This is a genomic window from Paraburkholderia sp. IMGN_8 (genome assembly GCF_038050405.1).
In the GTDB taxonomy this organism is placed as follows: Bacteria; Pseudomonadota; Gammaproteobacteria; order Burkholderiales; family Burkholderiaceae; genus Paraburkholderia.
The window spans coordinates 580453-607063 of record NZ_CP150900.1 but is presented as its reverse complement, the minus strand read 5'-3'; the positions used below and the strand labels follow the sequence as shown (position 1 = coordinate 607063).

Genomic DNA, 26611 nt, shown 5'->3' with positions numbered 1-26611 from the left:
CCTTAGATCTCGAGCGCTTTCGGCTGTTGCGCCGAATGCGGATGCGTTGCTTCGGCGTAGACCTTCAGCTTCTTGATCATCGCGTAGCCGAGCGGGCCCTTCGGCAGCATGCCCTTGACCGCTTTCTCGAGCGCACGGCCCGGGAAGCGTTCTTGCATTTTGCCGAACGTCGTTTCATAGATACCGCCCGGGTAACCCGAGTGGCGATAGTACTTCTTGTCAGTAGCCTTGTTGCCCGTGACTTTCAGCTTGCCTGCGTTGATAACGATGATGAAATCACCGGTGTCGACGTGGGGAGTGAATTCAGGCTTGTGCTTGCCGCGAAGACGGTGTGCCACTTCGCTGGCGACACGCCCGAGAACCTTATCCGTCGCGTCAATCACGTACCATTCGCGCGTCACCTCATGGGCTTTTGCGGAAAACGTCTTCATGATCGATCCAAAAAAATTGCTGCGCCCAATGTTTTTTTCCTGCTTGTAGTGTGCGCATCGAGGCGCGTGCAGGCTCTCCCTGTTCTTCCTCCGCGGGCGCGGATGCGGAAAAGCCTTGGATTATAAAGGAATTTGTGACGTCAAGTCAAAATCTGCGGCTGCTTGGACTGGCAGGCGTGTTGCGCAGGTGGCCAGGACAGTAGTCATCCGGCCTTCGTGCCGGGTCGTGAAACCGTGCCTTGAAGGCAAAAGCGAAGACGAAAAAAAACCCGAACGAGCGGTTCGGGTTTAATCCACCAAAGGAGGAGGTGGAGGAGACAGCGGAGGTTGCAGGACTACTGGCAACCGATGGGATCGATTATATGAGGCACCCTTGTGCGATGCAAGAACATTTGCATTGCGAAATGTGATTTCATTATATGGGAAACACAAAAGCTGGCCACCACGCTGGAAATTCTCTTTTAAATCAAACACTAAACCTTCCAAGAGCGGCCTCGACGGCAGACATCGACTAGAGTAAAACCCCTAAACCCTTCAGGGCATTCCCGAACCGGCTGAACATGCCGCACCGCAACACGCAAGCCGTCATTGTGCATAATTTCCCGCCGAAGTCCCTCCGGGCGGACACGCAAACGCCGGGCTACAATGCCGTCTCGAATAAGCGAAGCGCGGTGGAGCACAGCATGGAATGCAAAGTTAGCTGGATGGGGCAAGACGGGATGGCGTTCGCCGCCGAGACGGGCAGCGGCCATTTGGTCACGATGGACGGCGCGCCGGAAGGCGGCGGCCGCAATCTTGCGCCGCGTCCGATGGAAATGGTTCTGCTCGGCACGGGCGGCTGCACGGCGTACGACGTCGTGATGATCCTGAAGAAGAGCCGTCAGGAAATTGCCGGCTGCTCGGTAACGCTGAAGGCGGAACGCGCGAGCGAAGATCCGAAGGTGTTCACCAAGATCCACTTCCACTTCACCGTGACCGGCAAGAATCTGAATCCGGCTACCGTGGAACGGGCGATCAATCTGTCGCACGACAAATACTGCTCGGCGTCGATCATGATCGCAAAAACCGCCGAACTGTCGCACTCGTTCGATATCGTCGCGAGCTAAGCGCGGCGCGGCTCGTCGGCTCCGGTAGCCGAAGGAGCGCACAAAAAGAAAATGCCGGCGTCCACACGGACGCCGGCATTTTTCATTGGGTGGCAAAGCAAGCCGATAAGCCGGATTCTGTGCACGCGCAACGTCCGAAAACGCGACGCGCGTGGCAGCCATTCCTCTAGGCGCGCCATTACTGACGCGCTCAAGCTTCCTACCCGCAGACGAGACGGGGGCCCCGTCCTGCATCTCGAAGATGCGCGCCTGCCTACTTGGAATTGCTCCGGGTGGAGGTTACCGTGCCGGTCTGCCTTGCAGCAGCCGCGGTGCGCTCTTACCGCACCGTTTCACCCTTACCTGATCCCGGCTCGCGCCGGGCCATCGGCGGTTTGCTTTCTGTTGCCCTGTTCCGCGTGTCGCCACGGATGGCCGTTAGCCATCACCCTGCCCTGTGGAGTCCGGACTTTCCTCGCCCTCTTTGGCCGAAGCCGCAGAGGCCGCGACTGCCTGGCCCGCTTTGCTGGGGCGGATTTTACCACTGCGACGGGCGGGAAGCCGCTCGCGCAGTGGAAATAGCCGAATGGGTGTCGTCGCGTACGGAGCCGCGCTTGGCCCGCTGGCGTTTCAGCGCGAGCGGCGGCCGGCGCGGAACACCGAGACGTCGTCGTAAAACGCGGGCGATTCGTTGTCCGGCCACCAGCCCGGAATGCCCAGCACGGGGAGCGGCGCGAACAGGCGGCTCGTCAACGCTTCGGTATTCAGCAGCGCGGTGCCGACCGCTTCATCTAGCCACGCGTCGCGCGCCAAGGCGGGCCACCCAAAGTACTCGGTGGGTACGTCGACGATCCAGGCGTGACCCGTGCAAGCCTTGAACGGCGCGATCAGTTTTTCCAGCAACGCATGCCCGAAGCAGCGCACTTCACAATACATGCCCCACGCATCACGCCGCGAAACCAGCAGCGTCTGCCAGTCGAATCCACGCAAGGCGGCACTCAATGCCGGATCCGCGCAGGTGAACAGCAACGCGTTTTCGTCGAACAGAGTCAACGCATCGCGCACGCCGCCGCGGGTCGGGCCGACGCCTAAGACGTCGATTGCCGCAGACTGACGCGCGTTCAGCGCCGCCTTGATGCGCGGAAACGCAAACCACATCGACGCGTTGAAGAAGTCATGCAGATTGTGACGAGTCGGCACGCAGCCGGTCGACGCGATGTGCGCCTCGTAAGCCGCGCCCGGCGGCAAATCGTCCTGCGCGATGAACGCCAGGCGCTGACCGCGCCCGGTGCGCTGCTGCATCGCGCCAGCATCCGCGTTCATTTCATCGAGCAAAGCCGCGTAGCTCGTCAGCGCGGCCTCCTGCCAGCGGGCGCCGCGCACGGCAAACTGCGCGAACCACGGCTTCGACCAGTCAATATCGGCGAAACCCACGCGCGCCGCCTCCTGCACCTGCATCACCTGCATCTGGTCCAAGCTCAGACCAGCCGCCAACCAATCGACTCACCGCCACGCAACGGCACGACCGGCGTATCGCCGACCGGCAACTCGGCGGGCAGCGTCCATTCCTCGCGACGCAACGTGACCTTTTCCGCGCTGCGCGGCAGGCCGTAGAAATCCGCCCCGAAGAAGCTCGCAAAGCCTTCGAGCTTATCCAGCGCACCCGCTTTGTCGAACGCTTCCGCATACAGTTCGAGCGCGTGCAGCGCCGTGTAGCAGCCCGCGCAGCCGCACGCGTGCTCCTTCAAACCCTTCGGATGCGGCGCGCTATCCGTGCCGAGGAAGAAACGCGGATTGCCCGAGGTCGCCGCCTCGACCAGCGCCACGCGATGCGTCTCGCGCTTGAGCACCGGCAGACAGTAGTAATGCGGGCGGATGCCGCCCTGGAAGATCGCATTGCGGTTGTACAGCAGATGGTGCGCGGTGATCGTCGCGCCCAGCAGCCCCGGAGCCACGCCGGCCTCACGGATGTAGTCGACTGCGTCTTTCGTGGTGATGTGCTCGAACACCACTTTCAGGGCTGGAAACTCGCGGCGCAGCGGCGTCATCACACGATCGATAAACACTTTCTCGCGGTCGAACAGATCGATCGACGAATCCGTCACTTCGCCGTGCACCAGCAGCGGCATGCCGGTTTCCTGCATCGCTTCGAGCGTTTTCGCGCACTTCATGATGTCGGTGACGCCCGCGTCCGAATTGGTCGTCGCGCCCGCGGGGTACAGCTTTATGCCATGCACGAAGCCGCTTTCGCGTGCGCGGCGGATTTCGTCAGGCGGCGTGTTGTCGGTGAGATACAGCGTCATCAGCGGTTCGAACTTCACGCCGGCCGGAATCGCGGCGACGACGCGCTCGCGGTACGCCTGCGCCATCGCGGTGGTGGTGACCGGCGGTTTCAGGTTCGGCATGATGATCGCGCGGCCGAACTGGCGCGCGGTGTCCGGCAGCACGGCGGCAAGCATCTCGCCGTCGCGGACGTGCAGGTGCCAATCGTCCGGGCGTGCGAGCGTGAGGGAATCGAGGGAAGCGTTGGAAGCAGTCATGGCGAGAGGGGAACGAACCTCGGCGACAAAGCCAATCGACGGCTGCAAACCGCAGCAAACCGCGGTGTTGCGGGCTAAACACACGTCAATTTTGCTATTTGGCGGTTCTGGCTCGGTGATATGCTTGGGAAATCATCATTGTAACGGCTCGCCCCGTTCACAGGCTCACCCGCAACATGTGCCAACTTCTCGGAATGAACTGCGCCGCGCCGACGGACGTCACGTTCTCGTTCACCGGCTTTGCGGAGCGCGGCGGCGTCACCGATCACCATGCGGACGGCTGGGGCATCGCCTTCTTCGAAGACAAGGCCTGCCGCCTGTTCATCGACCATCAATCGTCGGCCACCTCGCCGATCGCCGAGATGGTCAAGCGCTACCCAATCAAATCGAAGAACACGATTGCGCATATCCGCAAGGCGACGCAAGGGCACATCCTGCTGGAGAACTGCCATCCGTTCATGCGTGAGTTGTGGGGGCGTCACTGGATCTTCGCGCACAACGGCGACCTGAAAAATTATTCGCCAACGCTGACGGGCGTCTATCAACCGGTCGGCACGACCGATAGCGAACTCGCGTTCTGCGCGCTGCTGCAAGGTTTGCGCAAGGCTTTCCCCGGCTGCCAGCCGCCGCTCGACGAACTGTTCGCGGCACTGGAAACGCTCACGCGCGAGATCACGCAATTCGGCGTATTCAACTTCCTGATGTCGAACGGCCAGGCGTTGTTCGCGCACTGCTCGACACATCTGCACTTCATCGTGCGACGCTGGCCGTTCTCGACCGCGCATCTCGTCGATGCAGACGTGTCGATCGATTTCGCGAAGTACACGACGCCGGAAGACCGCGTCGCCGTGATTGCGACGCAACCGCTCACCGATAACGAAGTGTGGACCGCGTTCAAACCCGGCGATCTGATGATGTTCCAGCACGGCGAAGTGATCGGCCGCGTCAATGTGCCGGTACCGCCTTCTGTGCTAGAGAAACTGCGCAACCCGGCGCTGGATGCATCGGCTTCGGCAACCACGATCGCGGCGTCAGCGTTGACAGAGTCGGAAGTCGATCTGGAAGCGGCGGACGACGCTGCGGCGTTCGAATCCTGATCCCGGTGCGCTAAACCCCGAACTCGCGGAAGCACGCAACAAATAAAAAAGCCGCTTCTTCCGAAGCGGCTTTTTTCTGCAAAAGGACGAAGGCGGCATAACGTGCCGCGAACAAACCTCAGTGCAGGATCTTCGCCAGAAAATCCTTCGCGCGATCCGACTTCGGGTTCGCGAAGAAGTCTTCCTTGCGGTCGTCTTCCACGATCAAGCCCTTGTCCATGAAGATCACGCGGTGCGCGACCTTCTTGGCAAAGCCCATTTCGTGCGTGACACACATCATCGTCATGCCTTCCTGCGCGAGTTCGACCATCACGTCGAGCACTTCGTTGATCATTTCCGGATCGAGCGCGGAGGTCGGCTCGTCGAACAGCATCGCGATCGGATCCATCGACAGCGCGCGTGCAATCGCCACACGCTGCTGCTGACCGCCCGACAACTGCCCCGGAAACTTATCCGCATGCGCACGCAGACCGACGCGATCGAGCAGCTTGTAGCCCTTGGTCGTGGCTTCGTCATTCGTGCGGCCGAGCACCTTCACCTGCGCGAGCGTCAGGTTCTGCACGATCGACAAATGCGGGAAGAGTTCGAAGTGCTGGAACACCATGCCGACTTTCGCACGCAACTTCGACAGATTGGTTTTCTTGTCGGTCAGCGATTGACCGTTGATGACGATCTCGCCCTTCTGGAACGGCTCGAGGCCGTTCACGGTTTTGATCAGCGTGGACTTGCCCGAGCCCGACGGGCCGCACACCACCACCACTTCACCTTTTTTGACTTCCGTCGTGCAGTCGGTCAGTACTTGAAACTGGCCGTACCACTTCGAAACATTCTTGATAGAGATCATCTTGCGACCTTTTTCTGGAGACCTTTGACGAGGTTCGACGCGATCACGCAGATCACGAAATAACACGCGCCCGCGAACAGTACCATTTCAACATTCGTACCGTCACGGTCGCCAATATTCGTGGCGGTGCGAAAGAAGTCGGCGAGGCTGATCACGTAGACGAGCGACGTATCCTGAAACAGCACGATACCTTGCGTAAGCAGCAGCGGCACCATCGCGCGGAACGCCTGCGGCAGCACAATGAGGCGCATCGCCTGCGGGTAGCTCATGCCGAGCGCAAACGCCGCGTTGACCTGCCCGCGCGGCACCGCCTGGATACCAGCCCGGATAATCTCCGAATAGTACGCCGCCTCGAACAGCGAAAACGCGACCATCGCCGATGCGAGCCGGATGTCGATATCCGGCGAAAGCCCAAGCACGTTCTGCAGCACCTGCGGCACGATCAGGAAAAACCACAGCAGGACCATCACCAGCGGGATCGAGCGGAACACCGTCACGTAGCCCTTCGCGAACCATTCGAACGGCTTGAACGGCGACAGCCGCATGATTGCAAGAATGGTGCCCCAGATAATGCCGATCACGATCGCGATCAACGTGATCTTGATAGTGACGATGGCGCCGGTCCACAGCGTAGGCAGTGCGCCCGGAATACCGCTCCAGTCGAAATGGTGCATCACTTGCCTCCGATATAGCCGGGCAACCGGGTCTTGTGTTCGACCCAGCGCATCAGTTGCATCACGATCAGATTGATCAGCACATACGCCAGCGTGACAGCGATAAACGACTCATACGCCTGCGACGTGTAGTCGACCAGTTGGCGCGCCTGTGCGGACAGATCCAGCAGACCGATGGTCGACGCGACCGCCGAGTTCTTGAAGATATTCAAAAACTCGGACGTGAGCGGCGGCACGATGATCCGGTACGCGACCGGCAGCAGCACATAACGGTACGTCTGCCACTGCGTGAAACCCATCGCCAGACCCGCGGCGCGCTGGCCGCGCGGCAACGCGTTGATGCCCGAGCGCACCTGCTCGCACACCCGCGCGGCGGTGAAGAGCCCGAGACACACAATCGACGACGAGAAGAACTGCGCACTCGGCGGCAATTGCTTGTACCAGGTACCGATCGACACCGGCAGCAACTCCGGTATCACCAGATACCAGATGAAGAACTGCACGATCAGCGGGATGTTACGGAAAATCGCGACGTAGAGTGTGCCGATGCCGGAGGCCCATTTGTTCGGCACCGTACGCAGCACACCGAAGAGCGATCCGACGATCAGCGCGATCACCCATGCCGACAGCGACACGGTGATCGTCACCCAGAAGCCGGACATCAGCCAGCCCAGATAGGTGGTCGGCTCGCCGGTGGAGACCGGACTCAGCAGAATGCCCCAGTTCCAGTGATATGACATGACGAAGACTCCTGCAAAAAGAAACGGAAGAAGCGCGTGGCCCCTTCCGTTTCGTTCAGCGTTTCAAAAAGACAGCTAAGGTTTAGTCGATCGCCTTGTCATTCGGGCTCTTGTAGAGCGCCTTCATGTCGTCGCTTTCCGGGAAGTTCAGGTTCAGGCCCTTCGGCGGAATCGGCGATTCGAACCACTTCTTGTAGATCTGGCTGGCTTCGCCCGAGGTTTCGACCTTCGCAATCGCGTCGTCCACCACCTTCTTGAACTCCGGATCGTTCTTGCGAATCATGCAGCCGTACGCTTCATGCGATTGCGGCGTACCGACGATCACGAAATCGCCCGGGTTGTTCGACTTGGCGCGTTCGCCTGCCAGCAGCGCATCATCCATCATGAACGCGGCAGCGCGGCCGGTGGAGAGCGTCAGGAACGACTCGCCGTGGTCCTTCGCGCTGATGATGTTCATGCCCATGCTCTTGTCCTGGTTCATCTTGCGCAGGATACGCTCGGACGTGGTGCCGGCGGTCGTCACGACCGTCTTGCCCTTCAGGTCGGCCCAGTCCTTGACGCCCGAATCCTTCTTGGTCATCAAACGCGTGCCGATCACGAAGATCGTGTTCGAGAACGCAGCTTGTTGCTGGCGCTCTGCGTTGTTGGTGGTCGAGCCGCATTCCATGTCGACGGTGCCGTTCTGCACCAGCGGAATACGGTTTTGCGACGTGACAGGCGTGAGCTTGACCTTCAGGTTAGGCATGTTCAGCTTGGCCTTGACCGCGTCCACCACCTTCAGCGCGAATTCCTGCGAGTAACCGATGACGTTCTGCTTGTCGTCGTAGTACGAAAACGGGATCGACGATTCACGATGACCCAGCGAAATCACGCCCGTGTCCTTGATCTTTTTCAGCGTACCAGCGTCTTGCGCATGCGCGCCAACCGTAAACAGTCCGAGAGTCGCGAGCAGCAGCGCAGCTTTTTTAACCTTCATTTGTGATCTCCTTGGCAAGAACCGGCGCCAGTTTAGCAAAGTAATTATTCTGAAAGTATGGCTATAAACCATGTTTGTTGCGTCTACGCCGCTACAGGTTTACAGCGCTTCCGGCCGATCGGTCAACCTTTCCGGATATACAAAGGCGGGCGGCATCGATACGATGCCGCCCGCCGGTCATACACGCGGTCTTGTGAACCGCGTCAAAGCAAGAATGGGCTGCGGCCCGCAGGGTGGCGGACCGGCCGTTTCACGCAAACAGATCAGGGATACAGGCCGCGCATTTCGCGCGCTTGCAGGATGCGCTTACAGGCCACGATAAACGCCGCGGTCCGCACCGACACATTCTGCTCGCTCGACACTTGCCACACCGCGGCGAATGCTTCACGCATCACGCGCTCGAGGCGCTGGTTGATCTCGTCTTCGGTCCAGAAGAAGCTCGAGAAGTCCTGCACCCATTCGAAGTACGACACCGTCACGCCGCCCGCGTTGGCGACCACGTCCGGAATCACGAGAATGCCGCGGTCATGCAGAATGTCGTCCGCTGCGGTGGTGGTCGGGCCGTTAGCGCCTTCCACGATGATCTTCGTCTTGATCTTTCCGGCGTTCTTTTCGGTGATCTGGTTTTCCAGCGCGGCCGGAATCAGGATGTCCGATTCGACGGTCCAGAAGTCTTCATTCGCGATCGCGTCGGCTTCCGGGAAACCGCCGACACCGCCCGTCTTCGCGACGTGCTCGAGCAATGCGCCCGCATCGATACCGCTCGACTTGTACAGCGAACCGGTGTGATCCTGCACCGCGACCACTTTAGCGCCCGCTTCCTGGAACAGACGTGCAGCAATCCCGCCGACGTTACCGAAGCCTTGCACGGCAATGCGCGCACCTTCGATGTCGAAGCCGATGCGGCGCGCCGCTTCGCAACCGACCACGAACACGCCGCGGCCCGTCGCTTCGCGGCGGCCCAGCGAACCGCCAAGCGCAATCGGCTTGCCGGTCACGACGCCCGTGGCCGTTTGGCCCTGGTTCATCGAGTACGTGTCCATCATCCACGCCATGATCTGCTCGTTCGTGTTCACGTCCGGCGCGGGGATGTCGGTGTTCGGTCCGATGATGATGCCGATTTCGCTCGTGTAGCGGCGCGTCACGCGCTCCAACTCACCACGCGACAAGGTACGCGGATCGACGCGGATACCGCCCTTCGCGCCGCCGTACGGCACGTTCACAGCCGCGTTCTTGACCGACATCCACGCCGACAGCGCCATCACTTCCGACAGCGTCACGTCCTGGTGATAGCGCACGCCGCCCTTGCCCGGACCACGCGACACGTTGTGCTGCACGCGATAGCCTTCGAAGTGCGCGACCGTGCCGTTATCGAGTTCGATAGGCACATCGACGATCAGAATGCGCTTCGGGCGCTTCAGGGTTTCGAGCCAGCGGGACAGCGAGCCGAGGTACGGCGCGACGCGGTCGACCTGACGCAGGTAGTTGCCCCACGGGCCGAGGTCTTCGATATTGAGGTAGGACGGGACGGACTGCAACGATGATGCGGATTGTGCGACTGGCTGCTGGGAAGACATGAACGCTCCGGCGTTGATCGAATGCCGCCATTGTCGAAAAACGCCGATTTGAAATCCAATGCCGTTTCCTTATCCGATTATGTTTTTTTTGCATAATCGTCGAGAACTCGCAATTTGACGTCGTACGCGGGCAGTTTCAGACAGCGCGCTGCGCCAGCTCCTCCGACACCAGGTCCCACAACTGACGCACGAGTATCTGCCGCGCATCATCGCTTTTCGCCGCCAGCTTGTCGCGATACAGGCGGATTTCCATGGTCAGCGTAAGCTGTCCTTCGGGCGTGCCGCGTGTCGCGCGATCCAGCCGGATCAGCTTGCCGTCGGCGACCGCGTCTTCCACTGCGCTGTGCGGCAGGAACGCGATACCGTGACCGGCCAGCGCCATCGCCTTGAGCCCCTCGGCCATGTCGGTCTCGTACAGCCGGTCGAGGTAAAGGCGCTCGGGCGCGTTGGCGAGGATCACCTCGGTCATGCGGCCGAGGTACGCGTTCGGCGTGTATGACAGATACGGCGTCGGCGCGTCGGCGCCGCCGGGCAGCGTGTGACGCGGCCGGCTCGCGCGGCCCGGCGCCGAGAACGGGCTGATCGGCTCGTTGCCGAGCGTCAGCATGTCGTAGCGCGCCGGATCGAGCGCGACCGGGTGGCTGGGATGGTGATAGCCCATCATCAGATCGCAGCCGCCTTCCACCAGCGACAAAGCCGCGTCGTGCACGTTCAGCGCGCGCAGCCGCGTATGGATCGGCCCCATCTGCGCTTCGATGCGTTGCAGCCAGCGCGGGAAGTAAGTCAGCGACAGCGTGTGCGGCACCGCGAACTCGATGGTCGCCTGGGGTGTCGCCGTGTGTCCGCGCAGCAGCGCGCGCGCCTCGTGGAACTGCGACAGCATCGCGAGCGCCTGCTCGTTGAACACCTGGCCGGCCGCGGTCAGCCGCGTCGGGTAGACCGAACGGTCGATCAATTCGGTGCCGAGCCATGCTTCCAAGGCCTGGATCCGCCGCGAAAACGCCGGCTGCGTGACGTGCCGCAATTCGGCCGAGCGGCTGAAACTACGCGTTTCCGCGAGCGAAACGAAGTCCTCGAGCCATTTCAGTTCCATGCGAAAACCTGCTGCCAGCGGAGAGAGAAGAAGTCAGCATTCTAGCGGCGCGGCCAAGGAGCCAGGGCGTTAGCACGGCTTGAGCGAGAACTCGAAGCGAGCGTGGCGCAGGCCGGGTTCGTCGCCAGATCGATCCCAAGATCGGGCAAACAGCCGCGCGGTGGTAAAATTCGCGGTTCCCTCCGTTCCCGATCCGCTCACTGAGCGCTCAACGCCCCGACCCGGCCCCCATCATGTCCGACACCCGCCCCGACACCCTGTTCGCGCTGACCGCGCTCTCCCCGCTCGACGGCCGCTATGCGTCGAAAACCGAAGCCCTGCGCGACTGGCTCTCGGAAGCCGCGTTCATGCGCCATCGCGTGACGGTTGAAATCCACTGGCTGATCGCCTTGTCGCGTGCCGGTTTCGCCGAAGTGCCGCGCTTTTCCGACGCGTCCGAACAATTCCTGCTGCAACTGGCCGAGCGCTTCACCGCGCACGACGCCGCGCGCATCAAGGACATTGAACGCGTGACGAATCACGACGTGAAGGCGGTCGAGTATTGGCTGAAGGAATCGGTGAAGGGTCAGGAAGAACTGGAGCGCGCAAGCGAGTTCATCCACTTCGCGTGCACCTCGGAAGACATCAACAACACGTCGCACGGCCTGATGCTGGCCGGCGCACGCGAGCACGTCATTCTGCCGGCGCTGCGCTCGGTGCATCAGCGCCTCGTCGCGCTGGCGCACGCGCATGCCGAACAGCCGATGCTGTCGCGCACGCACGGCCAGCCGGCCAGCCCGACCACGCTCGGCAAGGAAATCGCCAACGTCGCCGCGCGTCTCGACCGCGCGATCGACCGCGTCGCGAAGGTCGAACTGCTGGGCAAGATGAACGGCGCGGTCGGCAACTTCAATGCGCATCTGTCCGCCTATCCGGAGTTCGACTGGGAAGCGTTCTCGCGTGAAGTGGTCGAACAGCGTCTGAAGCTCACGTTCAATCCGTACACGATCCAGATCGAGCCGCACGATTACATGGCCGAACTGTTCGACGCCGTGTCGCGCGCCAACACGATCCTGCTCGACCTCGATCGCGACGTGTGGGGTTACATCTCGGTCGGTTACTTCAAACAGCGCACGAAGGCAGGCGAAATCGGTTCGTCGACGATGCCGCACAAGGTCAATCCGATCGACTTCGAAAACTCGGAAGGCAACCTGGGCCTCGCCAACGCGACGCTGCGCCATCTGGCCGACAAGTTGCCGGTATCGCGCTGGCAGCGCGACCTGACCGATTCGACGGTGCTGCGCAATATGGGCGTCGCGTTCGGCTACTCGCTGCTCGCGTACGACTCGCTGATCCGCGGTCTCGACAAGCTCGAAGTCAATGCGCAGCGCCTGAACGAAGACCTCGACAACTGCTGGGAAGTGCTGGCCGAGCCGGTACAAACGGTGATGCGCCGTTACGGCATCGAGAACCCGTATGAGCAGTTGAAGGAACTGACGCGCGGCAAGGGCATCACGCGCGAAGCGTTGCAGACGTTCGTTACCGGCCTGGCTATTCCGCAGGACGCGAAGGATCGCTTGCTCGCAATGACGCCGGCGTCGTATATCGGCAAGGCGGTGGAACTGGCGAAGCGAATCGCTTAAGCTCAGTCATTGCCTCGTTGCCTCAGGCATAAAAATCAGCCAAAAAAGGCGCTCACTCGGAGCGCCTTTTTTCATCCTGCCGCGTGAGCGACGAAAACGCTCAACGCGCCTTCATCTGCTTCAACACCTCATCGACGATCTCTTCCGGCGACAACTCGATGCTCACGGTAATCGCCTCATCAGCGCCCGGTTCTTCGAGCGTATCGAGCTGGCTTTGCAGCAGCGACGGATCGAAGAAATGGCCGGTACGCGTGGTCAGCCGGTCGTGCAGCATCTCGTACGACCCCTTCAGATAGACGAAGCACACGTCCTTGTCACCGTTGCTGCCGCCACGCAGAACGTCGCGGTACGAGCGCTTGAGCGACGAACACGTGAACACCGCGTTCTCGCCCGCCTTCTGCTTCTCTTCAATCGCTGCACGGATGGTTTGCAACCACGGCCAGCGGTCTTCGTCGGTGAGGGGAATGCCGTGGTGCATTTTCTCTTTGTTAGCAGCGCTGTGAAACGCGTCGCCGTCGGTGAATGCGCAGTGCAGGCACTCGGCCAGCATTTCGCCAATCCTCGTTTTGCCGGCGCCCGACACGCCCATTGCGATCAGAATCATCAATTACTCCTTACACGACCGTCGCGAGTGCGAAGGTTAAAGCCAAACCCAACACGGAAATGATGGTTTCGCAGAGCGACCACGTCTTGAACGTCTGCCCCACCGTCATGCCGAAATATTCCTTGATCAGCCAGAAGCCGCCGTCGTTGACGTGCGAGAAGATCAGCGAACCGGAACCCGTGGCGAGCACCAGCAATTCCGGCGTGACCTGCACGCCGCTGGCCGAGGCGATCGGCGCGACGATGCCGCACGCGGTCGTCATCGCCACCGTGGCCGAGCCGGTCGCAAGACGGATCATCGCCGCGACGATCCAACCAAGCAGCAGCGGCGACAGATGCGCCGAGGTCGCCGCACCGACGATTTCCTTCGAGATGCCGCTATCCATCAGCACACGTCCGAAGCCGCCGCCCGCGCCGACGATCAGCGTGATGCCCGCGATCGGCGCAAGACACTCGCCGCAGAACTTCTGGATCTGCTCACGATTGAAGCCGCGCTTCGCCCCGAAGGTCCAGAAGCTGACCAGCACCGCAATCAGCAGCGCCACGTCCGAGTTGCCGACAAAATGCAGCAGATCGTTCGGCAGGGTTTTCGGCGTGAACACCAGATCGGCCCAACTGCCGACCAGCATCAGGATGACCGGCAGCAGGATCGTGAACAGCGTAATGCCGAACCCGGGGAGCTCACGCTTCACCCCTTCCGCGTGAGACTCGGTGAATTGCGCGGCGAGCGGATTGTTCGCCGGCAGCTTGATCTGGCGATGAATCAGCAGCGCGAACAGCGGACCGGCGACGATCGCGGTCGGCACGCCGACCAGCAGTCCATACGCAATCGTCTTGCCGATATCGGCGTGATACGCCTGCACCGCGAGCATCGCGGCCGGGTGCGGCGGAATCAGCCCGTGCACGACAGACAGTCCTGCGACCATCGGCAGGCCGATCAGCAGCAGCGACTTGCCGGTGCGCTTGGCGACGTTGAAGGCAATCGGAATCAGCAGCACGAAGCCGACTTCGAAGAACACCGGCAAACCGACGATGATCGCGACGAACATCATCGCCCAGTGAATGTTCTTCTCACCGAACCAGTCGATCAGCGTGGTCGCGACGCGCTCCGCGCCGCCCGATTCGGCCATCATCTTGCCGAGCATCGTGCCGAGACCGACCACCACCGCGATGTGACCGAGCGTATTGCCATTGCCGGTTTCGAACGATTTGACGATCGTGCTCATCGGCATGCCGGCCGCGAGCCCAAGCAGTAGCGAGACGATGATCAGGACGAGAAACGGATAAACCTTGAAGCGCGTGATCAGCAAGATCAGCGCTGCGATGGCGATCACCCCGTAAACCAGCAGCATGCTGCCGTGGACAGCTTCCATGAAGCTCCTCCTTTGTGTTGTTGATTCTCGGTGCCGACGAAGCTGGCACAGTGTGTCTCGCAGCCTGTGACGCTGCCGGTACCAGGCAGTCGTGCGGACGCTGAATTTTACTGTCTGTTTTGTTTCAAGGCGCGCCAAAAGGGCAGCGCCGCATATTAAAAGGAGCCTCGCCGCGACAGCCTGACGGGCTGCTTCGACGAGGCTCCTTGGCCTGAACCTGCTGAACTGGCGAACGTACGCGCTGGTCAGTTCAATGCGCAGGCGCGGCGAGCTCGCTGGCGGCGCGCGCAAGACGCGTCACTTCGTCCCAATTCTGCGCGGCAACTGCAGCCTTCGGCGTCAACCACGATCCGCCCACGCACACGACGTTCGGTTGTGCGAGGAAATTGATGGCGCTTTCGGCAGTAATGCCGCCGGTCGGGCAAAACTTCAACGTCGGGAACGGGCCATAAAAGGCTTGCAGCATCGGCACGCCGCCGGCCTGTTGGGCCGGGAAAAACTTGACGATTTCGTAGCCGAGTTCCAGCGCTGCGATGATGTCGCTTGGTGTCATCACGCCCGGCAGCAGCGGCAAACCCGCATCCTGCGCGGCTTTGTGCATGTCTTTCGTCAGACCCGGCGACACACCGAACTGTGCGCCCGCCTTCTTCGCCTGAGCGCAATGTTCGGGTTTCGTGATCGTGCCGACGCCGACCACGATGTCTTCGGCCAACTGGCTCGCGCGTTGGATCGCTTCCAGACCGGCCGCCGTGCGCAGCGTGATTTCCAGCACTTTCACGCCGCCCGCATGCAGCGCGCGCGACACATGTTCGCCCTGTTCGGCCGAGTCGAATGCGAGCACCGGAATCACCGGGCCGAGGCGCACGATATCGCTTACTGTTTTCGACGTCATAGTCAGACTCCTTGTTTCTGCAGCGCGTGGCTGGCTTGAGTGGTGCTTGTGTGTGCTTTGCCCTGCGCGCCGTGGTGCGCGTGGCGCTCGCCGACCATCGGGCCGAACACCGAGGCGCCCTGCTCCGCGGGCGCTGCCGCCGCACGGAACACGCCGAACAATTCGCGGCCGAAGCCGACTTCGTTTTCCGCCTGGTGCTGCGGCACCGCTTCCGGTCGCGCAGCCCATGCGGCTGCATCGATTTCAATGTCCAGCACGCCAGCTTCCGCATCGATCACCAGCATGTCGCCGGTGCGGACTTTGCCGATCGGGCCTTGCAGCAACGCTTCCGGCGACAGGTGAATCACCGCCGGCACCTTGCCCGAGGCACCGGACATGCGGCCGTCGGTGACCAGTGCAACGTGGAAACCTTGATCCTGCAACACACCGAGCAACGGCGTCAAACGATGCAGCTCGGGCATGCCGTTTGCGCGGGCGCCCTGGAAGCGCACCACGGCGATGAAGTCGCGTTTCAGTTCGCCGTTGTCGAAAGCTTCCTGCACGGCTTCCTGCGAATCGAACACGATGGCCGGCGCCTTCACCTTGCGATGCTGCGCCGCCACGGCGGAAATCTTGATCACGCCGCGACCGAGCTTGCCTTGCATCAGACGCAAGCCGCCGTCCGGCTGGAACGGCTCCTTGATGCCGCGCAGCACCGCTGTGTCTTCGCTTACCTGCGCGCCCGGCACCCATTGCAGCTTGCCGTCGAGCAGCTTCGGCTCTTCCGTGTAGTGCTTGAGCCCCTTCCCCGCGACGGTGTTCACGTCTTCATGCAGCAAGCCGCCTTCCAGCAGATTGCGGACCAGGAACGCCACGCCGCCGGCCGCGTGGAAGTGATTCACATCGGCCTTGCCGTTCGGGTAAATCTTCGCGAGCAGCGGCACGGCTTGCGACAACGTGTCGAAGTCGTCCCAATCGATCACGATGCCGGCCGCCCGCGCAATCGCAACCAGATGCAGCGTGTGATTGGTCGAACCGCCCGTGGCCAGCAACGCGACGATGCCGTTGACGATGGCTTTCTCGTCGACCACATGGCCGATCGGCATGTAGTTGCCACGTTCCACCGTCAGATCGAGCACGCGACGCGCGGCCTGCGCGGTCAGCGCGTCGCGCAGCGGCGTATGCGGATGCACAAATGCGGAACCCGGCAGGTGCAGGCCCATGACTTCCATCAGCATCTGATTGCTGTTCGCGGTGCCGTAGAACGTGCAGGTGCCGTGGCTGTGATACGCGGCGGCCTCCGCTTCGAGCAGCGCGTCGCGGCCGCACTGGCCGGTGGCGAACAGCTGCCGGGTCTTGGCTTTGTCGTCGTTCGAGAGGCCGCTTCCCATCGGGCCGGCCGGCACGAAAATCGTCGGCAGATGGCCGAATTGCAGCGCGCCGATCAGCAAACCCGGCACGATCTTGTCGCAGATGCCGAGGCACAGCGCCGCGTCGAACATATTGTGCGTCAGGGCGACTGCGGTGCTCATCGCGATCACTTCGCGCGAGAACAACGACAGTTCCATGCCCGCGTTGCCTTGCGTGACGCCATCGCACATGGCCGGCACGCCGCCGGCGAATTGCGCGACGCCGCCATTTTCACGCGCGGCTTCCTTGATGATATCCGGGTAGTTTTTGTACGGCGCGTGCGCGGACAGCATCTCGTTGTACGACGAAACGATGCCGATGTTCGGCTGGCGGATCTGCTTGATGACGAGCTTGTCGTTGCCTTCGAGCCCGGCAAAGCCGTGGGCCAGATTGGCGCACGAGAGCGCGCCGCGCGCCGGGAATTTGCCCTGCGCGTGTGCGATGCGGGCCAGGTACGCCTCGCGAGTGGGCTTGCTGCGCTCGACCACGCGTTGCGTGACCTTCAACAATTGCGAATGCGGGGAAACCATCGGAGCTCCTTCGTCGCTGGCGTGAGGTGTACGCGCACTATGCCAGGCAGGTATCGCGGGGATGTCGAAACAGTCGACGCCGCAATCTTAGTAGAAAAACTACACGATCGCAACGACGATTCCTGCTGCACCGCCGCATCTCGGAACTGCCCGCATCGCTTTACTGGCGGCCAATCAGTGATGAACGCGCGAAGCCTGGGGATTACACCTACAGCGCTAAATGTAGTTTTTGTACACTCACTGGCAATCAGATATAGTCCCCGCATTCTTCAGCATAGTGCGAGTTTTCAAATGATGCTGTCCCAGGTGGAAGAGATGCGCGAGCAGCTGCGCCCGTCCGAGCGCAAGCTGGCCGATTACGTGATCGAAGCGCCGCGCGAGGTGCTCGATCTGTCGATGACCGAGGTGGCTGCACGCGCCGGCGTCAGCCAGCCGACCATTGCGCGGTTCTGCCATGCGCTCGGCTTTTCGGGCTTTCGCGAGTTCAAGATCCGGCTGGCGCAAGGCATTGCCGCGGAAGTGCCCGCCGTCTACCGCGACGTGCGGCCGGACGAGCCGACGCCAGGCGTCGCCGCGAAGGTGCTCGACCGGACCATCGGCGCGCTGATCCAGGTGCGCAACAATCTGTCGTCGGACAGCGTGGCGGCGGCGATCACACTTTTGGCGCAGGCGCGGCGCATCGAGTTTTACGGTGCGGGAGGCTCGGGTATTGCTGCGCTGGATGTGCAGCACAAGTTTTTTCGCCTGGGTATGCCGAGCGTCGCGTATTCGGATCCGCATACGTTTTTGATGTCTGCGGCGCTGCTGGGTGAAGGCGATGTGGTTGTGGCGATTTCGAATACCGGACGTACGCGCGATATCGTCGATGCGGCGAAGTCCGCTCTGGCGGCGGGCGCGAAGGTGATTGCAATCACGCACGGCAATTCGCCGCTCGCTCGGCTCGCGACGGTGGGCCTGTTTGCGAACGTGGACGAAGACACGGATATCTTTTCGCCGATGACCTCGCGCGTCTCGCATCTGGCGATCGGCGATATTCTCGCGGTGGGCGTGGCGCTAAGCCGGGGACCGGAACTGGTCGAGAAACTTGCGCAGGCGAAGGAAGTATTGTTGCGGCGCCGGATTCAGGGGCCGGCCACGGGTACGTAGCGCATCGAGCACGCTACGAAGATGACGTGACACGCGGACCGGGGCCGGTCCGCGCTTCGTCTTAGAACGGCTTCAAAACAACCAATGCCACGGCCGCCAGCATGCCCAGCACGGGCAGTTCATTGAACAACCGATACCACTTATCCGTCCGGCGGTTCTCGCCACGCTCGAAAGTCCGCAGCAGCACGCCGCAGTACGCGTGATAGACGATCAGCAACACCACCACGCCCACCTTCGCGTGAATCCAGCCCTGCCCGCGTCCGATGCCGACCGCGAGCCACAGCCACAGACCGCATGCGAGCGCCGGCACCGCGATAAACGTCATGAAGCGGAACAGCTTACGCGCCATCGTCAAAAGCCGCGCCGTGGCGGCGGGTTCCGTCTCCATCGCCAGATTGACGAAGATGCGCGGCAGATAGAACAGGCCGGCAAACCAGGAAGCAATCAGAACGATGTGAAACGTTTTTACCCAAAGCATCAGCGGTCCTTGTACTGCTTGTCAGCGTCGAAATGAGCGGGGGCTGCCAGCGCACTGAACGGAAGGCTCGTGTCGATCCCAGCGATGGCGATAGCGCGCCGGAAGCGAACCGTTATTGCCGGCCTTCGCCGTGCCCGAGCACAACGTATTTCAGCGACGTCAGCCCTTCCAGCCCCACCGGCCCACGCGCATGCAGCTTGTCGTTCGAAATGCCGATTTCCGCGCCAAGGCCAAACTCGAAGCCATCGGCAAAGCGTGTCGACGCGTTGACCATCACGCTCGCCGAATCGACTTCCCGCAGGAAGCGCATCGCGCGGTCGTGATCTTCGGTGACGATCGCGTCCGTGTGCGCGGAGCTGTAGGTGTTGATGTGCTCGATGGCCGCATCGAGGCCGTCGACCACCTTGATCGCCAGCACCGGCGCGAGATATTCGGTGCGCCAGTCTTCCTCGGTCGCATCGACTAGCGGGCCGACGCCGGCCGCCGACAGCACCGCGCGCGCGGCAGCGTCCACACGCAGTTCGACTTCCTTGCCGCGGTACAGCTTGCCCAAAGGCGGCAGCACTTCAGCCGCAATGCCGCGCGCCACCAGCAGCGTTTCCATCGTGTTGCAGGTGCCGTAGCGATGCGTCTTGGCGTTGTCGCAGACGGTCAGCGCCTTAGTCAGATCCGCGCGATCGTCGACATACACATGGCAGATGCCGTCGAGGTGCTTGATCATCGGCACGCGCGCTTCGTTCATCAGCCGCTCGATCAGGCTCTTGCCGCCGCGCGGCACGATCACGTCGACGTATTCGGTCATCGTGATCAGCTTGCCGACCGCGGCACGGTCCGAGGTGGCCACCACTTGCACAGCGTCCTGCGGCAAACCGGCGGCTTCCAGCCCTTCGCCGATCAGCTTCGCCAGCGCCGTGTTGCACTCCAGCGCTTCGGACCCGCCACGCAGGATTGTCGCATTGCCCGACTTCAGGCACAGCGCGGCGGCATCGATCGTCACGTTCGGACGCGATTCGTAGATGATGCCGATCACACCGAGCGGCACGCGCATCTGACCGACCTGAATCCCGCTTGGCCGGTACTTCAGATTGCTGATTTCACCAATCGGATCGGCCAGCGCGGCGACTTGCCGCAAACCTTCGACCATCGTCCTCAACGCCTTGTCCGACAGCGTCAGACGGTCGATGAACGCAGCGTCGAGACCTTTGTCGCGTGCGCGCGCGACGTCGCGCGCGTTGGCTTCCTTCAGCAGCGCGGCATCGCGTTCGATCGCCTGAGCAACGGCTGCGAGCGCGGCATTCTTCGCCGCCGTCGACGCACGCGCCATCGCACGCGAAGCGTGGCGGGCGCGGCGGCCCAGGTCGGTCATGTACTGGTCGATATCCATGTTGATTCTCGTGGTGCCGCGCACGTTCACGTGCGGCGGGCAGGCAGAATTAGCGAAAGATGAAACGATTGTAAGTCGGGTGGCGGCGCTTTGCTCGCCGCGGCGGCTGGAGGGCGCGAGGGGCTTGATCCTCTGGATACTGAACGTCGGTGGTGCGAGACGTCTTCGAGACACTGGCAGTGCGGCTCACGCCTTACCACTCTTGCGCATCGAGCCGCGCCAAGCCGCCGCGTCAACCTGGCTCAGCCAAGCTCAACCAGGCAGATCAAACTGGCCTTCGCGCCGGTGCAGTTGCCGCCGAGCGAGGTCGCGGTGGCGGCACGGGTGCCGCTTTTGCGGGCGAGGCCACCGTCATCGCCAGTTCGAACAAGCCGTCCCACGGATCAGGCGGCGGATCGTTGCGATGATTGCCCGGCGTGCCGCCGGACAATCCCTTCACCTGACGATCCAGCCGCGCCGCCAAAGCGAGCGCCTTCTCCAGCGCGCCCTCAGTGACGCGCGAAAGCGCCGGCCCGATCAGCCGTTCGCGCGGACCCCACACACGATTCTCGCGCACCAGCATCGCGAGCGGCTTACCCGCCGCTACGCCGCGCTTGATCCGCAATAGCGTGCGCACTTCTTCGACAACCGCCCACAGCACCAGCACAGCAGCTTCGCCTTCGCCGCGCAGGCCGTCGAGCATGCGTGACAAACGGCCGACATCGCCTGCCAGCATCGCCTCGTTCAGCTTGAAAACGTCGTAACGGGCGACATTCAGCACAGCGTCCTGAACCTGCTCGAAGCTTAGCGAACCGGCCGGATACAGCAGCCCGAGCTTCTGGATTTCCTGGTGCGCGGCGAGCAGATTGCCTTCCACGCGCTCGGCGATAAATTCCAACGCGCGCCGCCCTTCTTCACCCGCGGCGACCCGCTGGCCCTGGGCAGCAAGCCGCTGGGCGACCCAATTCGGCAACTGCGCGCGCTCGACCGGATCGATCTTCAACGCGACACCGGCATCAGCCAGCGCGGTAAACCATGCGGCTTTCTGCGTGGCGGCGTCCAGCCTCGGCAACGTGATCAGCGTCAGCACGTCGTCATTGACGGCGGCGGCGAGCGCTTTCAGCGCGTCCGCGCCTTCTTTGCCCGGCTTACCCGACGGAATGCGCAACTCGACCAGTTGGCGATCGCCGAACAGCGACATCGACTGACTCGCGCCAAGCAGCGAACTCCAGTCGAAGCCGCGTTCGACAGTAAACACCGAGCGGTCGGTGAAGCCGGCCGCGCGCGCCGTCGCGCGAATCCGGTCGCACGCTTCCTGCGCGAGCAGGTGCTCGTCGCCGTACACGACGTACAGTCCGGCGAGTCCCTTGGCGAGATGCGCTTCGAGCGCGTCAAGTCGCAGTTGCATGGCTACCGATCGGCGAGGTTGAACAAGTGCGGCAAAAGAAACAATGTAAGCAAAGCACCACGCTCACAGCGGCGGCGGCGGCAGAGGCGCGCGCGGCGCGACTGCCGGCACTTCCTGGCCAGGCGCCGGATGCAGCGACTTCACGATAGCCAGACGGCGCGTGAGCTGGTCGATCGCGTCGTTTTCCATGTCGGCGAACAGGATATCGGATTCCGCGCTCTTGGCCTGCGAGTACTGGTCGCTATAGGTCATCGCGCGGTTCAACGCGATCACGCTCGACGGAATCAGCACAGTGCCGTCCTTACCGACCAGCGTGTAGTTCATCGAAAGATTCATTTGATACTCCTCGACCACGCCGAGCGAGTTCAAGGTCAGCGTGCTGATGCCGCGGCCTTCGGTAATCTGCAGCGTCGCGTCGGCGTTCGAAACCGAACTGACCACCACCGTATCGCTACCGCCTTGCACCAGACGCGTCAGGCGCGCACCGGCCGCTGCCGACCCGCCGGAGATATAGAGGCGTTTGAATGCGTAGTCCTGCTGGCCGCGCAGCTGGAAGCCGCAGGCGGACAACATCAGCACGCTGCAAGCCAGCGTCAAAAACGATCTGCGAGTCACATTGGCTCCTGGTTCGCAGTAGATTGCGCAGCGCAGGCAAGCGCCGCCGCGCGCAGCGGCGTCCTGCCTGCTGTCATGTTTTCGTGCGCCGTCAAACGACCACGTTCACGAGGCGGCCCGGCACCACGACGATCTTCTTCGGCGCCTTGCCTTCGCTGAACTTCGCGACCATTTCGTGAGCAGCCGCGATCTGTTCGATCGCTTCACGCGGCGCGTCCTTCGCCACTGTCAGCGCGCCGCGCACCTTGCCGTTCACCTGCAACACGAGTTCGATTTCGGCCTGTTCCAGCGCCTGTTCGTCGACCTTCGGCCATGCCGCATCGAGCAGCGAGCCGAATTCGTCGGCATAACCGAGTTCCTGCCACAGCTGGAAGGTCTGATGCGGCACGACCGGGTACAGCACGCGCAGCATCACGCTATACGTCTCGCGCAGCACGGCTGGTTGCGCGCCCTTCGCGCTGTCGAGCGCGTTGAGCATCTTCATTGCCGCCGACACCACCGTGTTGTACTGCAAACGCTGGTAATCGAAGTCAGCCTGCTTCAGCACGCTGTAGATCTCGCGGCGCAGCGCCTTGTCCGCCTCGCCGAACGTCGCGGCGTCCAGCTTGCCGCCTGCGCGCAGCGCTGCTTCGTTCGCGTGACCGAAGCTCCACACGCGGCGCAGGAAGCGGCTCGCGCCTTCCACGCCCGAACCGGACCACTCAAGCTGTTGCTCAGGCGGTGCGGCGAACATCACGAACAGACGTGCGGTATCCGCGCCGTACTGATCGATCAGCAATTGCGGATCGACGCCGTTGTTTTTCGACTTCGACATCTTCTCGACGCCGCCGAGCACCACCGGTTGGCCGTCCGCGTTCAGCACGGCGCCGACTGGGCGGCCCTTGTCGTCGAACGTGACGGTCACGTCGGCCGGGTTGTACCAGGTCTTCTTGCCCGCTTCGTTTTCACGATAGTAGGTTTCGTTGAGCACCATGCCCTGCGTGAGCAGGTTCCTGGCCGGCTCGCCGAACTTGACCAGACCCATATCGCGCATCACCTTCGCCCAGAAGCGCGAGTACAGCAAGTGCAGAATCGCGTGCTCGATGCCGCCGATATACTGGTCCATCGGCGCCCAGTAATCGGTGCGCTCGTCGACCATGGTCTTCGCATCCGGCGCCGCATAACGGTAGAAGTACCAGGACGAGTCGACGAAAGTGTCCATCGTGTCGGTTTCGCGCCTGGCCGCACCGCCGCACGTCGGGCAGGTGCAGCTCACGAACGCTTCGGACTTCGCGAGCGGGTTGCCCGTGCCGTCCGGCACGAGGTCTTCCGGCAGCACAACCGGCAGATCCTTTTCCGGCACCGGCACGTCGCCGCACTTCGGACAGTGGATGATCGGAATCGGCGTGCCCCAGTAACGCTGGCGCGACACGCCCCAGTCACGCAGACGCCACGTGACCTGCTTGTCGCCGAGACCGAGTTCCTTCAGGTCGCCGGCGATCGCGTCGACCGCCTGCGTGTAGTTCAGACCGTTGTACTTGCCGCTGTTGACGCAGACGCCGCCTTCCTTGTCGCCGTACCATTCCTGCCAGGCCTCGGTCGAGAATTCCTTGCCTTCGACCGCCACCACCTGCCTGATCGGCAGACCGTATTTCTTCACGAACGCGAAGTCGCGCTCGTCGTGCGCCGGCACGCCCATCACCGCGCCTTCGCCGTAGCTCATCAGCACGTAGTTGCCGATCCACACTTCGACCTGTTCCTGCGTCAGCGGATGCGTGACGTAGAAGCCGGTGCCCATGCCCTTTTTTTCCATCGTCGCGATGTCGGCTTCAGCGACGCCGCCACGCTTGCATTCCTCGATGAACGCTTGCAGTTCCGGCTTGTCTTTCGCCAGACGCGTGGCGAGCGGATGCTCGGCGGCGACCGCGCAGAAGGTCACACCCATGATCGTGTCGGCACGCGTGGTGAACACGCGCAGCAACTTCTGCTCGCCGTCGATTCCATACGGGAAACCGAAGTTCACGCCGAAGCTCTTGCCGATCCAGTTCTGCTGCATCACCTTGACGCGCTCGGGCCAGCCGAGGCCTTCGAGGTCGTTCAGCAACTCATCCGCGTACTGCGTGATGCGCATGTAGTACATCGGGATTTCGCGCTTTTCGACCAGCGCGCCGGAACGCCATCCGCGACCATCGATCACCTGCTCGTTGGCGAGCACGGTCTGATCGACCGGGTCCCAGTTGACGGTACCGGTTTTCTTGTACGCGATGCCCTTTTCGAGCATCTTCAGGAACAGCCACTGGTTCCACTTGTAGTAATCGGGGCTGCAAGTCGCGACTTCGCGCGACCAGTCGATCGCGAGGCCCATCGACTGCATCTGCTTCTTCATGTAGTCGATGTTGTCGTAGGTCCACTTGGCAGGCGGCACGCTGTTGGCCATGGCGGCGTTTTCCGCCGGCATGCCGAACGCGTCCCAACCCATCGGCATCAGCACGTTGTAGCCGTTCATCCGCAGATAGCGGTACATCACGTCGTTGATCGTGTAGTTGCGCACGTGCCCCATATGCAGTTTGCCCGACGGGTACGGCAGCATCGAGACGCAATAGAACTTGGGTTTGTCGGTGGTTTCCGACGTCTTGTACGCGTCGACGGCGCGCCATTGCCCTTGCGCGGCGGATTCGACGTCGGAGGGAACGTATTTTTCGTGCATGGTGTGATGGGATTGATGGGTTCGGTGCTTTCGCACCGGCCGCTTTGGTGCTCTGCTGGATGAAATGGCGTCATTTCCCCTTCTGCGGGGGAAAGGGCTGATTATACCGTTCGCGGACGGGTGCGCCGCGTGGCGTGGTGCGCGGGTGGGATGGGATCGGGCCATCCCGGCGGGATCGGCGCCGGATGCAGCGCTACGGGTTCCGGGTAGCGCGGCCGGCTCGGGATTGGCGCGGTCTTGCTATTGGCTGGCGCCCGGCGGCGGCGGGTCCGTCACGAAGCCGATCCGTTCCAGCCCCGCCTGCTGCGCCGCGCCCATTACCTGTGCGATCACCTCGTAACGCGTCGAGCGCTCGGCGCGCAGGTGGATCTCGGGCTGCTCGGCCTCTTTGCCCGCTTGCGCGAACCGCGCGCGCATCTGCTGAAGCGTGATGACGTTGCCGTTCCAGTACAGCTTGCCGGCGGCATCGATTGAAAGGGAAATGGTTTGCGGCGTTTGCCGCGCCGCCGCTGAAGCGACCTTGGGCAGATCGAGCCGGATCGCGTGCGTGAATAAAGGCGCGGTAATGATGAAGATCACCAGCAGCACCAACATCACGTCGATCAGCGGCGTCATGTTGATCTCGGCCATCGGCGCGGCCGTCTGCTTTTTTTCCAGTCCGCCGAATGCCATGTCGCCTCCTTCTGCCTTGAGCGGTGCGCTTAACGGGCCCGGACCGGGGCTGGCGCCTGTTCGTGGGTTTTGGCTTGGGCCTGATCGGCCGGCGCGCACACGTAGGCGTGCAGATCGTGCGCGAAACCGTCGAGTTCTTCTGATAACTGCCGCACCAGACGCCCGAGCACGTTATAGGCGAGCACCGCCGGAATCGCGACCACGAGACCGAAGGCCGTCATGATGAGCGCCTCGCCGACCGGGCCGGCGACATTCTCGATCATCGCATCACCGCTCGCCGCGATGCTGCTGAGCGCGTGATAGATGCCCCAAACGGTGCCGAGCAAGCCGACGAACGGCGCCGTGCTGCCCACCGAGGCCAGCAGCACCTGGCCGAATTCGAGCCGCCGCTGCGTCGCGCTGAGCGCCTGACGCAGCGCCCGCAATACCCGCTCGCTGCGCTCCACGCGGGCGAGCAGCGCACCCGGAATGTCCACTTCGACCGCATGCAGCGCGGCTTCGGCGAGCGGCGTAAAGACGCGCTCGCGATCCACACGCTTGAGTGCCGCGACGCCCTCGGAAAGCGTGGGCGCCTGCCAGAACTGCGCGATCGCGCGCGTGGCCTGATGTTTCGCGCGCCCCAAAATCCAGCTTTTGACGATCAGAAAGCACCAGCTCGCAATCGACATAGCCAGCAGCACATAGGCGACGGCATGCGTGATCGCATCGCTGGTTTGCAGGTAATGGGTAATGCCGTTGCCTGCCATCTGACCTCGCCTTCGGAAGTGATTCAGGGGG

The 26611-nt window shown here is 62.3% G+C and carries 24 protein-coding genes and 1 other RNA gene; 4 read left to right on the top strand and 21 right to left on the bottom strand.

All coding sequences use genetic code 11. The features are described from left to right. Positions 1 to 2: 2 nt before the first annotated feature. Positions 3 to 431: a 50S ribosomal protein L13 gene (rplM, locus tag WN982_RS02985; RefSeq protein WP_020069304.1), complete on the bottom strand. Its 429-nt coding sequence runs from the start codon at positions 429 to 431 to the stop codon at positions 3 to 5. Positions 432 to 1114: 683 nt separating this feature from the next. Between rplM and WN982_RS02980 the strand changes: the two genes are divergently transcribed. After that, a complete protein-coding gene (locus WN982_RS02980) occupies positions 1115 to 1537 on the top strand; it encodes an OsmC family protein (RefSeq protein WP_341314314.1) in 423 nt (140 codons plus the stop codon). A 90-nt stretch (positions 1538 to 1627) separates the two neighbouring features. Here WN982_RS02980 and rnpB read toward each other — a convergent pair. The 3 genes from rnpB to pyrC form a co-directional block, all read right to left on the bottom strand. Beyond that, positions 1628 to 2041, bottom strand: an RNA gene (rnpB, locus tag WN982_RS02975) — RNase P RNA component class A. 105 nt (positions 2042 to 2146) lie between these two features. Next, complete coding sequence (locus tag WN982_RS02970; RefSeq protein WP_341315702.1) at positions 2147 to 2974, bottom strand: DUF3025 domain-containing protein; 828 nt, start codon at positions 2972 to 2974, stop codon at positions 2147 to 2149. A 20-nt stretch (positions 2975 to 2994) separates the two neighbouring features. After that, on the bottom strand, positions 2995 to 4056 hold the full coding sequence (pyrC, locus tag WN982_RS02965; RefSeq protein ID WP_341314313.1) for a dihydroorotase: 1062 nt from the start codon (positions 4054 to 4056) through the stop codon (positions 2995 to 2997). Positions 4057 to 4232: 176 nt separating this feature from the next. Here pyrC and WN982_RS02960 point away from each other — a divergent pair, with 176 nt between their 5' ends. After that, positions 4233 to 5153, top strand: coding sequence for a class II glutamine amidotransferase (locus tag WN982_RS02960; protein ID WP_341314312.1), 921 nt, complete (start codon positions 4233 to 4235; stop codon positions 5151 to 5153). A 118-nt stretch (positions 5154 to 5271) separates the two neighbouring features. On the opposite strand, the gene WN982_RS02955 is transcribed toward WN982_RS02960, so the two are convergent. The 6 genes from WN982_RS02955 to WN982_RS02930 all read right to left on the bottom strand — a co-directional run bounded on the left by WN982_RS02955 (position 5272) and on the right by WN982_RS02930 (position 11057). Beyond that, positions 5272 to 5997 (bottom strand): amino acid ABC transporter ATP-binding protein, encoded by a 726-nt coding sequence (locus WN982_RS02955; RefSeq protein ID WP_341314311.1) that lies wholly within the window; start codon positions 5995 to 5997, stop codon positions 5272 to 5274. Then, complete coding sequence (gene gltK / locus WN982_RS02950) at positions 5994 to 6671, bottom strand: glutamate/aspartate ABC transporter permease GltK (protein WP_341314310.1); 678 nt, start codon at positions 6669 to 6671, stop codon at positions 5994 to 5996. The genes WN982_RS02955 and gltK overlap by 4 nt, the downstream gene beginning before the upstream one ends. Next, the gene (locus WN982_RS02945) at positions 6671 to 7411 is read right to left on the bottom strand and encodes an amino acid ABC transporter permease (protein WP_341314309.1); all 741 of its coding nucleotides are present in this window, start codon (positions 7409 to 7411) and stop codon (positions 6671 to 6673) included. Before WN982_RS02945 ends, gltK begins: the two co-directional genes overlap by 1 nt. 82 nt (positions 7412 to 7493) lie before the next feature. Then, a complete protein-coding gene (locus WN982_RS02940; protein ID WP_341314308.1) occupies positions 7494 to 8387 on the bottom strand; it encodes a glutamate/aspartate ABC transporter substrate-binding protein in 894 nt (297 codons plus the stop codon). A gap of 263 nt (positions 8388 to 8650) precedes the next feature. Beyond that, a complete protein-coding gene (locus WN982_RS02935; RefSeq protein ID WP_341314307.1) occupies positions 8651 to 9964 on the bottom strand; it encodes a Glu/Leu/Phe/Val dehydrogenase in 1314 nt (437 codons plus the stop codon). A 136-nt stretch (positions 9965 to 10100) separates the two neighbouring features. Then, complete coding sequence (locus WN982_RS02930) at positions 10101 to 11057, bottom strand: LysR family transcriptional regulator (RefSeq protein WP_341314306.1); 957 nt, start codon at positions 11055 to 11057, stop codon at positions 10101 to 10103. A gap of 233 nt (positions 11058 to 11290) precedes the next feature. On the opposite strand from WN982_RS02930, the gene purB reads away from it, so the two are divergent. Beyond that, on the top strand, positions 11291 to 12679 hold the full coding sequence (gene purB / locus WN982_RS02925) for an adenylosuccinate lyase (protein ID WP_341314305.1): 1389 nt from the start codon (positions 11291 to 11293) through the stop codon (positions 12677 to 12679). Between the two features lie 100 nt (positions 12680 to 12779). Here the strand turns inward: purB and WN982_RS02920 are convergent, their stop codons facing one another. The 4 genes from WN982_RS02920 to edd all read right to left on the bottom strand — a co-directional run bounded on the left by WN982_RS02920 (position 12780) and on the right by edd (position 17466). Continuing rightward, a complete protein-coding gene (locus WN982_RS02920) occupies positions 12780 to 13283 on the bottom strand; it encodes a gluconokinase (RefSeq protein ID WP_341314304.1) in 504 nt (167 codons plus the stop codon). Between the two features lie 10 nt (positions 13284 to 13293). Then, positions 13294 to 14655, bottom strand: coding sequence for a gluconate:H+ symporter (locus WN982_RS02915; RefSeq protein ID WP_341314303.1), 1362 nt, complete (start codon positions 14653 to 14655; stop codon positions 13294 to 13296). A gap of 250 nt (positions 14656 to 14905) precedes the next feature. Next, a complete protein-coding gene (eda, locus tag WN982_RS02910; protein WP_341314302.1) occupies positions 14906 to 15547 on the bottom strand; it encodes a bifunctional 4-hydroxy-2-oxoglutarate aldolase/2-dehydro-3-deoxy-phosphogluconate aldolase in 642 nt (213 codons plus the stop codon). 2 nt (positions 15548 to 15549) lie between these two features. After that, a complete protein-coding gene (edd, locus tag WN982_RS02905) occupies positions 15550 to 17466 on the bottom strand; it encodes a phosphogluconate dehydratase (protein ID WP_341314301.1) in 1917 nt (638 codons plus the stop codon). A gap of 291 nt (positions 17467 to 17757) precedes the next feature. Between edd and WN982_RS02900 the strand changes: the two genes are divergently transcribed. After that, positions 17758 to 18612 carry a MurR/RpiR family transcriptional regulator gene (locus tag WN982_RS02900; protein WP_341314300.1) on the top strand — a complete coding sequence of 285 codons (855 nt, stop codon included), beginning with the start codon at positions 17758 to 17760 and terminating at the stop codon, positions 18610 to 18612. A gap of 61 nt (positions 18613 to 18673) precedes the next feature. Here the strand turns inward: WN982_RS02900 and WN982_RS02895 are convergent, their stop codons facing one another. The 7 genes from WN982_RS02895 to WN982_RS02865 form a co-directional block, all read right to left on the bottom strand. Then, positions 18674 to 19090, bottom strand: coding sequence for a CopD family protein (locus WN982_RS02895; RefSeq protein WP_341314299.1), 417 nt, complete (start codon positions 19088 to 19090; stop codon positions 18674 to 18676). Positions 19091 to 19202: 112 nt separating this feature from the next. Further along, positions 19203 to 20474, bottom strand: coding sequence for a glutamate-5-semialdehyde dehydrogenase (locus WN982_RS02890; protein WP_341314298.1), 1272 nt, complete (start codon positions 20472 to 20474; stop codon positions 19203 to 19205). A 265-nt stretch (positions 20475 to 20739) separates the two neighbouring features. Further along, positions 20740 to 21861, bottom strand: a complete 1122-nt coding sequence (gene holA, locus WN982_RS02885; protein WP_341314297.1) for a DNA polymerase III subunit delta — start codon at positions 21859 to 21861, stop codon at positions 20740 to 20742. A gap of 63 nt (positions 21862 to 21924) precedes the next feature. Continuing rightward, on the bottom strand, positions 21925 to 22476 hold the full coding sequence (gene lptE / locus WN982_RS02880) for an LPS assembly lipoprotein LptE (protein ID WP_341314296.1): 552 nt from the start codon (positions 22474 to 22476) through the stop codon (positions 21925 to 21927). A gap of 91 nt (positions 22477 to 22567) precedes the next feature. Further along, positions 22568 to 25162 (bottom strand): leucine--tRNA ligase, encoded by a 2595-nt coding sequence (gene leuS, locus WN982_RS02875; RefSeq protein ID WP_341314295.1) that lies wholly within the window; start codon positions 25160 to 25162, stop codon positions 22568 to 22570. A 240-nt stretch (positions 25163 to 25402) separates the two neighbouring features. Beyond that, complete coding sequence (locus tag WN982_RS02870; RefSeq protein WP_341314294.1) at positions 25403 to 25834, bottom strand: biopolymer transporter ExbD; 432 nt, start codon at positions 25832 to 25834, stop codon at positions 25403 to 25405. A gap of 29 nt (positions 25835 to 25863) precedes the next feature. Beyond that, positions 25864 to 26580 (bottom strand): MotA/TolQ/ExbB proton channel family protein, encoded by a 717-nt coding sequence (locus WN982_RS02865; RefSeq protein ID WP_341314293.1) that lies wholly within the window; start codon positions 26578 to 26580, stop codon positions 25864 to 25866. Between the last annotated feature and the right edge of the window lie 31 nt (positions 26581 to 26611).